A 15,275-nucleotide genomic window follows, 5' to 3' on the forward strand; every position below is an offset into this window, starting at 1 on the left:
CGGAAAGGGATCCGACCCCTTCACCAACGCGCGCCGCGTGCTCTGGTAGGTGCCCACCTTGGTGGGCACGCGCCACGGTCACGCGGGGGTCAGAGCCCTTTCCTGCGGAAAGGGATCCGACCCCTTCACCACGGAATTTCGGTACCGTAGGCGCATGAGTACCTACCATCTGCAGTCCGTGTTCCGCCCGCAGTCGGTTGCGGTGATCGGCGGCAGCCCGCGCGAACGCTCGGCCGGCCGCGCGGTGATGCGCAACCTGCGTGGCACTGGCTTCCCCGGCAAGGTGGCGTGGATCAACCCGCGCCATGCCGAGATCGATGGCATCCGCACGGTGAAGCGGCTGAAGGACCTGGACTGGGTACCCGACCTGGTGGTGATCACCGCGCCGGCGGCCATCGTGCCGCAGGTGGTGCGCACCGCCGCCGAACGCGGCGTGCAGGCGGCCATCATCCTCACCGCGCACCTGGGCGAAGGCCCGGGCTCGCTGTCCGAACAGGTGGAAACGGTGGCGCGCAAGCATGGCCTGCGCATCCTCGGCCCGCACTGCCTGGGCGTGATCGCGCCGCACGCGCGGCTCAATGCCAGCATCGCCGCGCATTTCCCGCAGGCCGGCGACCTCGCGTTGATTTCCGAATCCTCGGCGATTGCCGCGGCGCTGGTGGAGTGGGGCGTCGCACGTTCGGTCGGCTTCTCCGCCGTGGTATCGCTGGGCGACACCCTGGACGTCGACTTCGGTGACCTGCTCGATTACTTCGCCACCGACTATCGCACCCGCGCCATCCTGCTGTACGTCGAACACATCAAGGACGCGCGCAAGTTCATGTCGGCCGCGCGTGCCGCCGCGCGCGCCAAGCCGGTGGTCGTGGTGAAGTCCGGCCGCGCCGAGCGCGTTCAGCCCGGCAGCGCCGATACCCATGTGCAGGCGCTCGCCCGCGCCGATGATGTCTACGGCGCCGCCTTCAACCGCGCCGGGCTGCTGCGCGTCAGTGCGCTGGACGAGCTGTTCACCGCCGCCGAAACCCTGGGCCGCCTCGGCACGTTCCCGGGCCGCCGACTGGCCGTGCTCAGCAACGGTGGCGGCGTCGGCCGGTTGGCCGTGGACCAGCTGGTCGCCCTGCGCGGCACCCTGGCACAGCTGTCCGACAGCACGGTCGAAACACTGGACAAGGTGCTGCCGCAGGGCTGGTCGCGCAGCAACCCGGTGGACATCGTGGTGGACGCCGATGGTGACCGCTACGCCGCCGCCATCGAGGCGCTGCTGGCCGACAGCGAAAACGATGCGGTGATGGTGGTCAACGTGCCCACCGCGTTCACCTCGTCGGCCGATGCGGCGCAGGCCCTCACCCGCACCCTTGGCCTGCGCCCGCGCCACCACCGCGACAAGCCGGTGTTCGCCGTCTGGCTGGGCAACGATGACCAGGCCACCGCCACGCTCAATGCCGCGCGCGTACCAACCTATCCGACCGAAGCCGAAGCCGTGCGCGGTTTCCAGCACCTGGTGCGCTACCGCGAGGCGCAGAACGCGCTGATGGAAACGCCACCCAGCCTGCCGCAGGATTTCAGCGTAGACACCGCGCGTGCGCGCGCGCTGGTCGAATCTGCACTGGGCAACGGCCAGCAGTGGCTCGATCCGCTGGCCACCCATGAGCTGCTGAAGGCCTACGGCATTCCGTCGGCGCCGGTGCTGCATGCGCGCGATGCGCACGAGGCGATGGACCTGGCCCAGCCGCTGCTGGAGCGCGGCGCCACGGTCGCATTGAAGATTCTGTCACCGGATATCCCGCACAAATCGGAAGTGGATGGCGTGCGCCTGAACCTGGCCACGCTGCCGGCGGTGCAGAGCGCGGCCAACGCGATTCTTGCCCGCGCGCGCCAGCTGCGCCCCGATGCGCGCATCGACGGTCTGCTGGTGCAGCCCACCATCGTGCGGCCGAAGGCGCGCGAGATCATCGTCGGCATTGCCGATGATGCAACCTTCGGGCCGGTGATCGTGGTCGGGCGCGGCGGCACCGCCGTGGAAGTGATCAACGACAAGGCGCTGGCGCTGCCACCGCTGGATCTGCGCCTGGCGCACGAACTGATCGGCCAGACCCGCGCCTCGCGCATCCTCAAGGCCTATGGCGATGTGCCCGCGGCCGACGAACGCGCGCTGGCGCTGGCGCTGGTGAAGCTGGCACAGCTGGCCGCCGACATTCCCGAAGTGCGCACGCTGGACATCAATCCCCTGCTGGTGGACAGCAAGGGCATCCTGGCCCTCGATGCGCGCGTGGCCATCGCACCCTCGCGTATCCTGCACAAGGGCCGTGGCCATCCGCGCTTCTCGGTGTTCCCGTACCCGAAGGAGTGGGAACGCACCATCGATCTGTCCGATGGTGGCCGCGCCTTCGTGCGCCCGGTGCGGCCGGAAGACGATGCGCTGTTCCGCGCGTTCTTCGCCCGGGTCAGCGACGAAGACCTGCGCCTGCGTTTCTTCCAGTCGGTGAAGCACTTCAGCCACGAATTCATCGCGCGCCTGACCCAGCTCGACTACGCGCGCTCGATCGCGCTGGTGGCCATCGACCCGCGCAGCGGCGACATGCTGGGCGCGGTGCGCCTGCATGCCGATGCCGATTACCATCGCGGCGAGTACGGCATCCTGATCCGCTCGGACCTGAAGGGCCACGGCATCGGCTGGCGCCTGATGGCGATCATGATCGAGTACGCCAAGTGGCTGGGCCTGGACGTAGTGGAAGGCCAGGTGCTGCGCGAGAACAGCACCATGCTGGCGATGTGCCAGAGCCTGGGCTTCAAGGCAAAGCTGGACCCGGACGACCCTACCGTGATGGTGGTGACCCTGCCGGTGCAGCAGGTTGAGGTGCCCGCGGCGCCGGCATGACCGGCGCCTTGATAGCGCAATCCCGCGCTCCTTACTGGAAGCGCAACTCTTCAGTCACCTTGCTGCAGGATTGATCCAACTCCACATGGAACGATCTGCGTTCGGCCATGGACAGTGGATCGGCAAGGTCCTCCTCATGCAATACGTCAAAGGCACGACCATCTGCCACGGAGGACGACAGGGCTACAAAGTAGGTCGTGGCTTTCCAAGCCCGGGTACGCGAGACGTAGGCGTCCACAACACGCACGCAGTCGGGTTGCTCCCTGGCGGCCAGAATATTGGCGCGTGTCTTTTCAGGCAGTGTCTGCAGCGAAACCTTCCCGGAGGCTCCACACGCAACGGGTAGGCATGCCAGAACAAGGCACAGCGTGATCATCGACAATCTGGACATCACTCATCTCCCCGGACAAAGAGTAGAGTCGAGCTTGCTCGACTGCTCTGGATCTTCGTAGAGTCGAGCTTGCTCGACTGCTTTGGATCTTCGTAGAGTCGAGCTTGCTCGACTGCTTTGCGCACCGCAGTCGAGCAAGCTCGACTCTACGCCAGGATCATCGCAACGGCTCCACCACCACCGCCGTGCCGTAGCACAGCACCTCGGTCAGTCCGGTCATCACATCGGTGGCGTCGTAGCGCATGCCGATGATCGCGTTGGCCCCCAGCTGCCGCGCATGCTTCACCATATCCCGGTAGGTCTCCTCGCGGGCCTGTTCGCACAGCTCGGTGTAGATGGTGATGTTGCCGCCAAAGATTGTCTGGATGCCACCAAGGAAATTGCCGACGATCGAGCGCGAGCGCACGGTGATGCCGCGCACCACACCCAGGTTGCGGGCCACCCGGTAGCCGGGCAGCTCGAAGGCGGTGGTGACCAGCGAATCCTCGAAGCGCAGGGCTGGAGGGGAAGGGATGCCGCTGTTGTAAGGGTCTGCCATGATCGCGTCCGTGTCGGTGCCTTTTGTAGAGTCGAGCCGTGCTCGACTGGCTGTGCTCGACTCTACCGTGCAATCGCCCGTTCCGGCATGGCCACGTCGCCCCGCCGGCGCGACAATACCCCCATGACCGAACGCATCCCCCTTCTGCTGTTGCCCGGCCTGCTCAACGATGCCGAGCTGTGGCGCGCGCAGCTGGCCGATCTGGCCGACATCGCCGACTGCACGGTGGGCGACCAGACCCGTGGTGAAACCCTGCAGGCTGTGGCCGAGGACGTGCTGGCGCAGGCGCCCGAGCGCTTCGCGCTGGCCGGTTTCTCCCTGGGCGGCTTCGTCGCCCAGCAGATCCTGCGCATCGCGCCCGAGCGCGTGCTGCGGCTGGCGCTGGTCGATACCTCGATCCATGCCGATTCGCCGGAGCGCGCCGAGCAGCGCCGCAGTCAGCGCGCCAGCGTGCGCCTGCCGGGCAAATTCCATGGGTTTGGCGATGCGCTGATGCGCAGCTACATTGATGCCTCGCGGCTGGACGACTACGTGCTGGTGCAGCGCGTACGTGATATGACCGCACGCCTGGGGGCGGAAGTTTTCATGCGCCAGAGTGGGCTGGAACGCCGCGATGGCCATGACGTGCTGGCCGCCTACCGCGATCCGCTGCTGATCGTCTGCGGGGCCAACGACCGCATCACGCCGTTGGCGGTAAGCGAGGAAATGCACGCGCTGGTGCCACAGTCGCAGCTGGTGGTGGTGCCCGATTGCGGGCACCTGGCACCGATGGAAAAGCCGGACGAAGTCAGTGCGGCAATGCGCGGCTGGCTGTTGCAGAGCAGGGGCTGAACCCCGCTTCTGGTAGGTGCCGACCTTGGTCGGCACGGTGTTTCAACGATCGATCAGAGCCCAGTGCCGACCAAGGTCGGCACCTACCAATTCCAGCCGGTAACCGCAGCCGGGATCAATCCCAGGCCGGGGCAATGCCTTCCGGGTTGGCCAGGCGATGGCCGCGGTCCAGCTTGGCGATCTGCGCCATATCATCGTCGGTCAGGCGGATCGCGGCGGCTTCCAGGTTGCCGGCCAGGTTCTCGCGCTTGGTGGACGAGGGAATGACCGCAAAGCCCTGCTGCAGCGCCCAGGCCAGCGCAACCTGGGCCGGGGTGGCCTGGTGGCGGCCGGCAATGGCCTGGATTACGGGGTCCTTCAACACCTCGCCATAGGCCAGGCTCATGTAGGCGGTAATGCGGATGCCGTTGTCCTGCAGGAACTTCACCAGCAGGCGGTTCTGCAGGTACGGGTGGATCTCGATCTGGTTGGTGGCGATGGCATCGGCGCCCAGGATCTCGATCGCCTTGCGGGTCTGGGCGATGGTGAAGTTGGAAATGCCGATCTCGCGGGTCAGGCCCTGCGCCTTGGCCTCGGCCAGTGCCGGCAGGTATTCCTCCATCGGCACATCCACCTTGTCGTTCGGCGAAGGCCAGTGGATCAGGGCCAGGTCCACATGGTCGGTGCGCAGCTTCTGCAGGCTGGTGCGCAGGCTGGCCAGCAACGCGTCGTGCTTGAACTCGCTGATCCACACCTTGGTGGTCAGGTAGATATCCTCGCGCGGCACGCCGGATTCGGCGATCGCCTGGCCGACTTCGGCCTCGTTGTCATAGATCTGCGCGGTATCCACGGCGCGGTAGCCGACGTCCAGTGCGTTGCGCACCGAATCGATCACGGTCTGGTCTTTCAGGCGGAAGGTGCCAAGGCCAAAGGCGGGGACAGTCATGGGAAGCTCCAACGGGGGAAAGGAGTGAACAGGAAGGGTAGGTCAGCGGCCGTATGCATGCCGGCAACGGTGCATTGCATGGCCGGTCAATGTGCGGCGGCGGCAATGCCTTCGGCGCGGTGGTCCACGCCATCGCGGCGGTCCAGGCGGCCGCTGAGTGCGGTCAGTGCATAGGCGGCCAGGACCACCAGCGCACCCAGCCACGGCGTGTGCATCAGGCCGATATGCTCCACCACCAGGCCACCCAGCGAGGCGCCCAGGGCGATGCCGATGTTGAACGCGGCGATGTTCAGGCCCGAGGCCACGTCGGTCGCCTGCGGTGCATAGCGCTGCGCCTGCTTGACCACGTACACCTGCAGGCCCGGCACGTTGCCGAAGGCGACCGCGCCCAGCGCCAGCACGGTCAGCAGCATCAACCAGGTGTTGTGGGCGGTGAAGGTGAGCACGAACAGCACCAGCGCCAGCAGGGCGAAGATGCGCTTCAGTGCGGGCACCGGGCCCAGCCGGTCGGCCAGGCGGCCGCCCCACAGGTTGCCGATCGCCACCGACACGCCGTACACCAGCAGCACCAGGCTGACCGCATTGGCCGAAAAGCCGGTCACGTCCTGCAGGATCGGCGCCAGGTAGGTGAAGGCCAGGAAGGTGCCGCCGTAGCCCAGCGCGGTCATCGCATAGACCAGCAGCAGGCGCGGCTGCGCCAGCACGCCCAGTTGCTGGCGGAAGCTGGCCGGCGCGCTCTGCGGCACCGTGCGCGGCACGAACAGCAGCGCGCCCAGCAGGGCGACCACGCCCAGCGCGGCCACGGCCAGGAAGGTGGCACGCCAGCCCAGGTGCTGGCCGATGAAGGTGCCCAGCGGCACACCGGTCACCAGCGCCACGGTCAGGCCGGTGAACATGATGGCGATGGCACTGGCGGCCTTTTCCTTCGGCACCACCGCGGTGGCGATGATCGAGCCGATGGAGAAGAACACGCCGTGGGCCAGGCCAGTGAGGATGCGCGCGGCGATCAGCGAGGTATAGCCCGGTGCCATCCAGGCAATGATGTTGCCCAGGGTGAACAGCACCATCAGCGCCACCAGCAGCTGCTTGCGCGGTACGCGCCCGGTCAGCGCGGTCAGCACCGGCGCGCCGATGGCCACGCCCAGCGCGTACAGGGAAACCAGCAGGCCGGCCGAGGGCAGGCTGACGTGCAGGTCGGCGGCGATGGTCGGGATGAGGCCGACGATGACGAATTCGGTGGTGCCGATGGCGAACGCGCCGAGCGTCAGCGCCAGCAGGGCCAGGGGAATGCCACGGATCATGACAGGGTCCAGAGGAGGAGAAGGCGGGCAGTGTGCGCGGCCCACCTTTGCTGAAAAACCGGTCTTCACGCCAATCACTATTGCCTGCTGGTCAATAATGGCGGCATGAAGACCACCCTCGACGAAATGCAGGCCTTCCTGGCGGTGATCGACAGCGGTTCGATCAGTGCCGCCGCCGAGCAGCTGGGGCAGACCCCTTCGGGGGTCAGCCGCGCGCTGGGCCGGCTGGAAGAAAAGCTGGGTACCACCCTGCTGACCCGCACCACGCGCCGGCTGCACCTGACCGCCGAAGGCGAGGCCTACCTGCGCCACGCGCGGGCGATCATCGATGCGGTGGAATCGGCCGAGGAGCAGATGGCCGCTCGCCGCGAGCGCCCGGTCGGTCGACTGCGGGTGGATGCGGCGATGCCGTTCGTACTGCATGTGATCGCACCGCTGGTGGCCGGCTATCGTGCGCGCTATCCCGAAGTGCAGCTGGAGCTCAACAGTTCCGAGCGCTATATCGACCTGCTGGAGCGGCGTACCGACCTGGCCATCCGCATTGGCCCGCTGGCCGATTCAACCCTGCATGCGCGGCCGTTGGGCCGCTATCGGTTGCAGCTGGTGGCCAGCCCGGCCTACCTGGCCGCCCACGGCGAGCCGAGCAGCGTGGCGGCGCTGGGGCAGCACACACTGCTGAGCTTCAACGAACCGGAATCGCTGAATCGTTGGCCGCTGCCGGGCGATGCCGACGGGCAGTTGCTGGTGCGCCCGGACGTGGCCGTTTCCAGCGGTGAAACGCTGCGCCGGCTGGCGGTGGAAGGCGTGGGCATCACCTGCCTGTCCGACTTCGTGACCGCGCGCGACCGCGCCGCCGGCACGCTGGTGCCGGTGCTGTCCGCGCAGACGCTGGATGTGTACCAGCCAATCCACGCGGTGTACTACCGCAACACCGCCGTATCGGCACGCATCAGTTCGTTCCTGGATTACCTGGGCGAGGCGATGGCGCAGGGCCAGGACCCGCGCTGAGGTCGTCGCCCGACCAACGGTCGGGCGCTACCCATGCAACACCGTTACGCCGCGCGCGCCAACGCTTTCTTCGTCGCGGTGTCGCTCGACAGATCGAACACATCCACCGCGTCGATCAAGCGGTCGGCCTGCTGTTCCAGGCTGCGTGCTGCGGCACTGGCTTCTTCCACCAGCGCAGCGTTCTGCTGGGTGGTGCCATCCATCTGGATCACCGTCTGGCTGACCTGTTCAATGCCCGCGCTCTGTTCCTGCGACGCGGCGGAAATCTCGGCCATGATGTCGGTCACCCGCTGCACCGACGCCACGATTTCGGCCATCGTGTTGCCGGCCTGGCGCACGTGCTGCGTGCCTTGGCCCACCTGTTCCACTGATGCTTCGATCAGCGCCTTGATCTCCTTGGCGGCGCCGGCCGAGCGCTGTGCCAACGTGCGCACTTCACTGGCCACCACCGCAAAACCACGGCCCTGGTCGCCCGCGCGCGCCGCTTCCACCGCTGCGTTCAGCGCCAGGATGTTGGTCTGGAACGCAATGCCGTCGATCACGCTGATGATCTCGGCGATCTGCCGCGACGACGCTTCAATCGCATCCATGGTCGCCACCACCTGGCCGACCACCGCGCCGCCCTGCGAGGCCACGCCATGTGCGCCGATCGCCAGTTGATTGGCCTGGCGTGCGTGCTCGGCGTTCTGCCGCACGGTCGAGGTCAGCTCTTCCATCGAAGCGGCGGTTTCTTCCAGGTTCGCCGCCTGCTGCTCGGTGCGCCGTGACAGATCGTTGTTACCCGCGGCAATTTCCGCCGCCGCACTGTGGATGCTGCCCGAGGTGTGCTTGATATCGGTGACGATGGTAGCCAGCTGGGCGGCAGTGGTATTGGCATCGCCGGCAATGCGGGCGAACACGCCCTGGAAATCGCCGTGCATGCGCGCGCCCAGGCGACCATCGGCGATGGCGCGCAGCATGCTGGAGACCTCGCCCAGGTTGTGCTCGGTGGTCTGCATCAGGCGGTTCAGGCCTTCCACCATGCTGCGGAAGTCGTGCTGGAAACGGCTGCTGTCGCCGCGCTGGCTGAAATCACCTGCCGCCGCGGCTTCGGCCAGACCGCGGATCTGCCCGTTGATCGCCCCCAGGTTCGCCTTCACTGCATCCAGCGCCTGGGTGATCACCGCCTTTTCGCCCGGCAGGCGTTCCATGTCCTGGCTCAGATCGCCAATGGCATAGCGGCCCATGATGGCGATCGCGCGCATCTTTACCTGGATGTGCGCGTCCACCAATGCGTTGGTGTCGGCCACCATGCGCCCGTAAGCGCCGGGGAAAGCGCTGGCATCCATGCGGTGGCTGATGGTGCCGGCCTCGTGCTGCTCGGCCATGCCGGCCTGTGCGGCCAGCACGCCACGCAGGGTGTTCTGTACGGCCTGCATGGCCTGCGCCAGGCGACCGATTTCGTCACGGCTGCGGACCTGCACGGTGTGGTCCAGATCGCCGGCGGCGACCGCGCGCGCGGCGGCTTCCACCGCCAGCACCGGCTGCACCACCGCGCGCCGCAGCCACCAGCCCAGGGCCAGCAGCAGAGCGATGGCAGCGCCTATCGTCAGCCCACCGCTGACCACCAGCATGTGCCGCGCCGCCTGCGACCGTGCGGCCACCGCGGCTTCGGCCACCTTCGCAGTGTGGTCACCCAGGGCATCCAGCGCGGCGGCGACCGGGCGGTCCTTGCCGCGCACCAGGGTGTCACCGGCGGCCGGGTCGTACTGGGCCTCGGCAAAAGCCTGCAGCGCACCGTGGTAGGCCTGCTGCAGCTGCGTGTGCTGCGCGCTGAAGGCCTGCGCCAGCTCGCGCGTGCGTGCATCGGGGCTGGCCGCCACACGCTGCGCGAGCTCGGCCACCACGCGGCCCTCGCTGTCGAAGGCATCCAGATGGCGCTGCCGCAGCGCGTCGTCGTGACCGCGCAGCAGCACGTTCTTCCACTCCTGCACCTGGCTGCGGAACTCGCGTTGCAGGCGCTCGGCATCGCGGCTGAGCGCGACCTCCGGCGGCACTTCGGTGGACAACTTCAGCCAGGCCGTGGCCAGACCGGCCAGGGCACACAGCAGTACGACAGCCAGACCAACAGAGACGGCACCGAGCAACTTGGACTGCAGTCGCGGCGCAGCGGACGACACGTTCATGGAAGGGGCTCACGGATGAATGGCGATGCGGTATCGACCGTTCTTGAGCCTCCTGAAGTGAGATTCAGATCACATTACCGTTCCGTTTAGGGAGGTGAAGGTTGTGTTTCATAGGACAGATGTGTCCAGACGAGACGAAAGCGGACAGTAGACGGGCGGTTTAAATGTAACTATTGTTGTTACATGAAATCCGCCAATCCACTGTCCGACGCGCTGCATGTCATGGCCCATCTGGTCGGCCAGCCGGGCCCGCGTACCTCCGAACAACTGGCCGCGTGCCTGCCCACCCACCCAGTGGTGATCCGCCGCCTGCTGGCGCAGCTGCACAAGGCGGGGCTGGTGCACAGCAGTCGCGGCCACGGCGGCGGCAGCCAACTGGCCCGCGATGCGGCCGCGATCACCCTGCACGACGTTTACGTGGCGGTGGGCTCACCGCCGCTGGTGCAGATCGGTACGCGTGACAGCGGCGGCGGCTGCCCGATCCAGCAGCTGGTCAACCAAGCGCTGCTGGACGGCGCGCGCGAGGCCCAGCGCCTGCTGGAAGCGCGCCTGCAGGCCAGCACGCTGGACCAGCTGGGCGCCGACTTCGCCCGTCACCTTGCCCATCACCGTTCCCTGGAAGGCTCCCATGAATCCTGATGTCATCATCGTCGGCGGCAGCTACGCCGGCATCGCCGCCGGCCTGATCCTGGCGCGCGCACGGCGCCCGATCACCGTCATCGACAGCGGCCTGCCGCGCAACCGCTTCGCCAGCCACTCGCACGGCGTGCCGGGGCAGGACGGCATCAGCGGTGCCGATCTGTTGAAGAACGCGCGCCAGCAGCTGCTGGATTACCCCACCGTACGCTGGCTGCACGGCGAAGCGGTGGATGCGCAGGCCGGCGCCGACGGCGTGCAGGTGCGCACCGCCGATGGACAGGTGCTGGCCGCGCGCAAGCTGCTGCTGGCCACCGGCATCGCCGACCAGGTGCCGGATCTGCCGGGCCTGGCCGAGCGCTGGGGCAGCACCGTGCTGCACTGCCCGTACTGCCATGGCTACGAGGTGGGCGGCGGCGCCATCGGCGTGCTGGGTGGCCATCCGCTGTCGGCAGGAAAGGCGCCGCTGTTCGCCGAATGGGGCAATGTCACGTTCTACAGCCAGGGCCTGCCGATCAGCGAGGACGAGCGCGCGGCCATGCAGCAGCGCAACGTGCAGGTGGAAGACACCCCGGTGTTGGGCGTGCGCGGCGATCAGGACACGTGGCTGGAAGTGGAGCTGGCCGACGGCCGCCGCATCGCCCAGCGTGCGCTTTTCGTGGCCGCACCGCAGGCGATGGCGACCCCGCTGGTACAGCAGCTGGGCTGCGCGCTGGTGGAACACCCGCTGGGCGTGCTGGTGCAGGTGGATGCGATGAAGCAGACCAGCGTGGCGAACGTATATGCCGCAGGCGATGCGACCACGGTGGGCAACATCACCCTGGCGATGGCCGAAGGCGTGCGCGCCGGCATCGGCGTCCACCACGCCCTGGTGAGCGAAGACAGCAGCGGGGTCGGATCCGGGGTCGGATCCCTTTCGCAGAAAGGGCTCTGACCCCGCGATGTGTCGACCAAGGTCGACACCTACCGGAGCGGTGGGAACCCTCAGCCCTTCACGCACAGCACCTGGCGCAGCGTGTGCACCACTTCCACCAGGTCCCGCTGCGCGGCCATCACATCATCGATCGACTTGTACGCCGCCGGTGATTCATCCAGCACGCCGCTGTCCTTGCGGCACTCCACGTGCGCGGTGGCTTCGCGGTGCTGGGCCAGGGTGATCTGCTGGCGCGCCGCACCCCGGCTCATCACCCGGCCGGCACCGTGGCTGCAGCTGTGGAAGCTGTCCGCGTTGCCCTTGCCGCGCACGATGTAGCTGCGCGTGCCCATGCTGCCGGGAATGATGCCCAGTTCGCCGGCACGGGCGCTGACGGCACCCTTGCGCGTCACCAGCAGTTCCTGCCCGGCGTGCGATTCCTTCTGCACGTAGTTGTGGTGGCAGTTCACCGCCATCGCCGCCAGCTTGAACTTCGGCAGGCGCTGGCGCATCTCGGCCAGCACGCGCGCCATCATCGCTTCGCGGTTCTGCCGGGCGTAGTCCTGTGCCCACGACACCGCCTGCACGTAATCGTCGAACAGCGGTTCGCCTTCCATGAAGAACGCCAGGTCCCTGTCGGGCAGATGGAAGCCGAGCACGCGGCGTTCCAGTTCACGCCGCGCCTGCTCGATGAAGTAGGTGCCGATCAGGTTGCCGGTGCCGCGCGAGCCGCTGTGCAGCATCACCCACACTGCATCGGTTTCATCCAGGCAGAGTTCGATGAAATGGTTGCCACCGCCCAGCGTGCCCAGCTGGCAGTCCAGCTTGTCGGTACGGATCTTCCGGTGCTTTTCCTTGATGCGCTCCAGCCCCGCGGCCAGCCCCGACTGCACCAATCGGGTGCCGATGCTGTCGGGCAGCCGCTGGTGTTCGCCGCCACGGCCGTTGCCGACCGGCACACTGCGCTCGATGCCGCTGCGCAGTTGGCGCAGGTCATCGGGCAGGTCGTTGGCGCGCAGCGTGGTGCGTACCGCCGCCATGCCACAGCCGATGTCCACGCCCACCGCGGCGGGAATGATCGCGCCCCGGGTAGGGATGACCGAGCCGACCGTTGCGCCCTTGCCCAGGTGAACGTCGGGCATGACCGCCACCCACGGCCCGACGAACGGGATCGCGGCGATGTTGCGCAGCTGCGCGTGGGCCTCGGCTTCCAGCGGAACGCCGTCCACCCAGCCCTTGATCGGCGTGCTGCCTTCGGCATGCAGCCATTGATAATTGTGTTGAATGTCCATGTCGTGATGAATGTCCTGCACAGGCCCGCACCACGGCGCGGCCGTGGGCATTTTCCTGTGGTTGCAGTGCGGGCACGAAGGCGTGCGCGGCGCAATGCCGATACGTGTGACGACGCAAACGAAAACGCCCCCGGAACTGCATTCCGAGGGCGTCGCCAAGCCTCGGAGATCGGGGCGACCGATCTCCGCAGCGCGGGTATCAGGCCGTTGTCAGCGGGAATTCCTTCACCGACGCACGAATCGCCACGTCCATGCGCAGGCATGGCAGCAGGTTGGCGATGGCGACGGCGGGTGTGTTCAAGGAAGGAATCCGGTAGCTGTTGAAACGTGGCGCGCACCATAAACCACGAACCCGTGGTGCGCAACCACGCAATGCAGGGCGATTGATCCGTTGCCTCAGCCTTCCGCGCTGGCCGCATCCAGCTGCGCGATGTCCTGCACGCTCAGGCCAAGGTTGGCCGCGGCCAGCAGATCGTGCAGCTGTTCAACGCTGGTGGCGCTGACAATCGGCGCGGTGATCGACGGCCGTGCGATCTGCCAGGCCAGTGCAATCTGTGCGGCACTGGCGTTGTGCTTGCTTGCCACATCATCCAGCGCCTGCAGGATGCGCAGGCCGCGCGGGTTCAGATAGCGCTTGACCACCATCTCGCCACGCGCCGGGCTCTTGGCCGCATCGGCAGCGGTGCGGTACTTTCCGCTCAGGAAGCCGCTGGCCAGCGCGTAGTAGCCGATCACACCAATCTGTTCGCGCTGCACCAGCGGCTCCAGTTCGGTTTCATAGCCGGCGCGGTCGTACAGGTTGTACTCCGGCTGCAGGGTTTCGTAGCGCGGCAGCTTGTAATCGCTGGATACCTTCAGCGCATCGGCCAGGCGCGTGGCGCTGTAATTGGACGCGCCGATGGCGCGCACCTTGCCGGCCTCGATCAGCCGACCGAACGCGGCCAGAGTGGCCTCCAGCGGGGTGGACTCATCATCTTCGTGGGCCTGGTACAGATCGATCACATCGGTCTGCAGGCGGCGCAGCGAATCTTCCACCGCCGCGTTGATGTTGTCCGGGGTCAGGCCCGGGCGCTCGGCCCACTTGGCCACCTTGGTCGCCAGGATGACCTTGTCACGCTTGCCGCTGCGGGCGAACCACTTGCCGATCAGCGTTTCCGATTCACCGCCCTGGTTGCCCGGTACCCACGCCGAATACACATCGGCGGTATCGACCAGGTTGAACCCGGCATCGACGAAGGCATCGAGCAGGGCGAAGCTGGCCTTTTCATCGGCGCTCCAACCGAACACATTGCCGCCGAAGGCGAGCGGACGTACATGCAGGCCGGAACGGCCGAGTTCGCGGGTTGCCGTCATGGACACGGACTCCTTGGGGGAAGTCCTCCAGCATAGAGCGCCACCTGTGACCATGCTGCGGCGGTGACCACAAAACAGTGTTCCGCAGCGCGCACGCCGCTAACGTTTTGTGAACACCTGCGGCGCGGCGACTGCTAGTCTCGCCGCATCTTCCGCTGGAGTCGTCCCGATGAATGCTGTTTCGTCCCTGCGTGGTTGCCGCCTGCTGCTTGCTTCGGCGCTGCTGGTAGCGGTTCCCGCCATCGCCGCACCCGCTGCCGTCGTGGCGCCGGCCAAGATCCAGGTATCGCCGGCACTGGAAGCTGCGATCAAGGCGCCTACCCGCGATGCCAACAACGTAAAGCGTGACGGATACCGTCATCCTGCGCAGACGCTGGCGTTCTTCACCGTGGCACCGGAAAAGACCGTCATCGAGATCACCCCCGGCAACGGCTGGTACTCGGAAATCCTGGCGCCGTTGCTGCGCGACAAGGGCCATTACATTGCCGCGGTGGTCGATCCGCAGGCGGTGGCCGAAGGGCGTGGCCGCGATTACCAGCAGCGCAGCCGTGATGGCCTGGAAAAGAAGTTCGCCGGCGCCCCGGCGCAGTTCGACAAGACCGCCGTGGTGGCCTACGACCCGGCCAAGCCGGTGTTCGGCCCGGCCGCTTCGGCCGATGTGGTGCTGACCTTCCGCAACGTGCACAACTGGCGCAAGGCCGGCCAGGCGCAGGGCATGTTCCAGGGCTTCTTCAACGTGCTCAAGCCGGGCGGCGTGCTGGGCGTGGTCGAGCACCGTGCCAAGGCCGACGTGGCCGACGACGATGACACCGGCTATGTGGGCCAGCAGCAGGTGATCGCCATGGCCGAGGCCGCCGGCTTCAAGCTGGACGCGCGTACCGAAGTGAATGCGAACCCGCGCGATACCAAGGACCACCCCAATGGCGTGTGGACCCTGCCGCCGACCAACCAGCATGACAAGGCCGACGACGCCAAGTACCAGGCCATCGGTGAGAGCGACCGCATGACCCTGCGGTTCGTGAAGCCGTAAGAGGGTAGCGCCGGGCC

13 protein-coding genes are annotated in these 15,275 nt (G+C 67.1%); 6 read left to right on the forward strand and 7 right to left on the reverse strand.

Annotated elements, in window-relative coordinates:
* The first annotated feature begins 154 nt into the window (after positions 1-154).
* The gene (locus G4G00_RS16010) at positions 155-2,875 is read left to right on the forward strand and encodes a bifunctional acetate--CoA ligase family protein/GNAT family N-acetyltransferase (RefSeq protein ID WP_164274976.1); all 2,721 of its coding nucleotides are present in this window, start codon (positions 155-157) and stop codon (positions 2,873-2,875) included.
* 31 nt (positions 2,876-2,906) lie between these two features.
* Here the strand turns inward: G4G00_RS16010 and G4G00_RS16015 are convergent, their stop codons facing one another.
* Complete coding sequence (locus tag G4G00_RS16015; protein WP_108754559.1) at positions 2,907-3,266, reverse strand: hypothetical protein; 360 nt, start codon at positions 3,264-3,266, stop codon at positions 2,907-2,909.
* A gap of 157 nt (positions 3,267-3,423) precedes the next feature.
* Positions 3,424-3,804: a YbjQ family protein gene (locus G4G00_RS16020; protein WP_108754558.1), complete on the reverse strand. Its 381-nt coding sequence runs from the start codon at positions 3,802-3,804 to the stop codon at positions 3,424-3,426.
* Positions 3,805-3,927: 123 nt separating this feature from the next.
* Between G4G00_RS16020 and G4G00_RS16025 the strand changes: the two genes are divergently transcribed.
* The gene (locus G4G00_RS16025) at positions 3,928-4,635 is read left to right on the forward strand and encodes an alpha/beta hydrolase (protein WP_108754557.1); all 708 of its coding nucleotides are present in this window, start codon (positions 3,928-3,930) and stop codon (positions 4,633-4,635) included.
* A 115-nt stretch (positions 4,636-4,750) separates the two neighbouring features.
* Here the strand turns inward: G4G00_RS16025 and dkgB are convergent, their stop codons facing one another.
* Together dkgB and G4G00_RS16035 are read right to left on the reverse strand one after the other, a co-directional pair.
* Positions 4,751-5,560: a 2,5-didehydrogluconate reductase DkgB gene (gene dkgB, locus G4G00_RS16030; RefSeq protein WP_108754556.1), complete on the reverse strand. Its 810-nt coding sequence runs from the start codon at positions 5,558-5,560 to the stop codon at positions 4,751-4,753.
* Positions 5,561-5,646: 86 nt separating this feature from the next.
* A complete protein-coding gene (locus G4G00_RS16035) occupies positions 5,647-6,861 on the reverse strand; it encodes an MFS transporter (RefSeq protein WP_164274979.1) in 1,215 nt (404 codons plus the stop codon).
* 105 nt (positions 6,862-6,966) lie between these two features.
* On the opposite strand from G4G00_RS16035, the gene G4G00_RS16040 reads away from it, so the two are divergent.
* Positions 6,967-7,869: a LysR family transcriptional regulator gene (locus tag G4G00_RS16040; RefSeq protein WP_164274981.1), complete on the forward strand. Its 903-nt coding sequence runs from the start codon at positions 6,967-6,969 to the stop codon at positions 7,867-7,869.
* A 44-nt stretch (positions 7,870-7,913) separates the two neighbouring features.
* Here G4G00_RS16040 and G4G00_RS16045 read toward each other — a convergent pair whose 3' ends face one another.
* On the reverse strand, positions 7,914-10,034 hold the full coding sequence (locus tag G4G00_RS16045; RefSeq protein ID WP_108754553.1) for a methyl-accepting chemotaxis protein: 2,121 nt from the start codon (positions 10,032-10,034) through the stop codon (positions 7,914-7,916).
* Between the two features lie 183 nt (positions 10,035-10,217).
* Between G4G00_RS16045 and G4G00_RS16050 the strand changes: the two genes are divergently transcribed.
* Both G4G00_RS16050 and G4G00_RS16055 read left to right on the forward strand, forming a co-directional pair.
* Positions 10,218-10,673 carry an Rrf2 family transcriptional regulator gene (locus tag G4G00_RS16050; RefSeq protein ID WP_108754552.1) on the forward strand — a complete coding sequence of 152 codons (456 nt, stop codon included), beginning with the start codon at positions 10,218-10,220 and terminating at the stop codon, positions 10,671-10,673.
* A complete protein-coding gene (locus G4G00_RS16055) occupies positions 10,663-11,604 on the forward strand; it encodes an NAD(P)/FAD-dependent oxidoreductase (protein WP_164274984.1) in 942 nt (313 codons plus the stop codon). The genes G4G00_RS16050 and G4G00_RS16055 overlap by 11 nt, the downstream gene beginning before the upstream one ends.
* Positions 11,605-11,654: 50 nt before the next feature.
* Here the strand turns inward: G4G00_RS16055 and G4G00_RS16060 are convergent, their stop codons facing one another.
* Positions 11,655-12,875 carry an RtcB family protein gene (locus G4G00_RS16060; RefSeq protein WP_108754550.1) on the reverse strand — a complete coding sequence of 407 codons (1,221 nt, stop codon included), beginning with the start codon at positions 12,873-12,875 and terminating at the stop codon, positions 11,655-11,657.
* A gap of 396 nt (positions 12,876-13,271) precedes the next feature.
* Complete coding sequence (locus G4G00_RS16070; protein ID WP_108754548.1) at positions 13,272-14,228, reverse strand: aldo/keto reductase; 957 nt, start codon at positions 14,226-14,228, stop codon at positions 13,272-13,274.
* A 169-nt stretch (positions 14,229-14,397) separates the two neighbouring features.
* Here G4G00_RS16070 and G4G00_RS16075 point away from each other — a divergent pair, with 169 nt between their 5' ends.
* Positions 14,398-15,258 (forward strand): class I SAM-dependent methyltransferase, encoded by an 861-nt coding sequence (locus tag G4G00_RS16075; RefSeq protein ID WP_108754547.1) that lies wholly within the window; start codon positions 14,398-14,400, stop codon positions 15,256-15,258.
* Positions 15,259-15,275: the final 17 nt, after the last annotated feature.

The sequence above is a fragment of the Stenotrophomonas sp. B1-1 genome (assembly GCF_010894375.1).
Taxonomy (GTDB): Bacteria; Pseudomonadota; Gammaproteobacteria; order Xanthomonadales; family Xanthomonadaceae; genus Stenotrophomonas.

Bases quoted from the DNA above. Each gene is read 5' to 3' on its own strand.
- G4G00_RS16045 (WP_108754553.1), bottom strand. From the start codon at position 10,034: ATGAACGTGTCGTCCGCTGCGCCGCGACTGCAGTCCAAGTTGCTCGGT.
- G4G00_RS16055 (WP_164274984.1), top strand. From the start codon at position 10,663: ATGAATCCTGATGTCATCATCGTCGGCGGCAGCTACGCCGGCATCGCC.
- G4G00_RS16025 (WP_108754557.1), top strand. From the start codon at position 3,928: ATGACCGAACGCATCCCCCTTCTGCTGTTGCCCGGCCTGCTCAACGAT.
- G4G00_RS16010 (WP_164274976.1), top strand. From the start codon at position 155: ATGAGTACCTACCATCTGCAGTCCGTGTTCCGCCCGCAGTCGGTTGCG.
- dkgB (WP_108754556.1), bottom strand. From the start codon at position 5,560: ATGACTGTCCCCGCCTTTGGCCTTGGCACCTTCCGCCTGAAAGACCAG.
- G4G00_RS16015 (WP_108754559.1), bottom strand. From the start codon at position 3,266: ATGTCCAGATTGTCGATGATCACGCTGTGCCTTGTTCTGGCATGCCTA.
- G4G00_RS16060 (WP_108754550.1), bottom strand. From the start codon at position 12,875: ATGGACATTCAACACAATTATCAATGGCTGCATGCCGAAGGCAGCACG.
- G4G00_RS16075 (WP_108754547.1), top strand. From the start codon at position 14,398: ATGAATGCTGTTTCGTCCCTGCGTGGTTGCCGCCTGCTGCTTGCTTCG.
- G4G00_RS16040 (WP_164274981.1), top strand. From the start codon at position 6,967: ATGAAGACCACCCTCGACGAAATGCAGGCCTTCCTGGCGGTGATCGAC.
- G4G00_RS16020 (WP_108754558.1), bottom strand. From the start codon at position 3,804: ATGGCAGACCCTTACAACAGCGGCATCCCTTCCCCTCCAGCCCTGCGC.
- G4G00_RS16050 (WP_108754552.1), top strand. From the start codon at position 10,218: ATGAAATCCGCCAATCCACTGTCCGACGCGCTGCATGTCATGGCCCAT.
- G4G00_RS16070 (WP_108754548.1), bottom strand. From the start codon at position 14,228: ATGACGGCAACCCGCGAACTCGGCCGTTCCGGCCTGCATGTACGTCCG.
- G4G00_RS16035 (WP_164274979.1), bottom strand. From the start codon at position 6,861: ATGATCCGTGGCATTCCCCTGGCCCTGCTGGCGCTGACGCTCGGCGCG.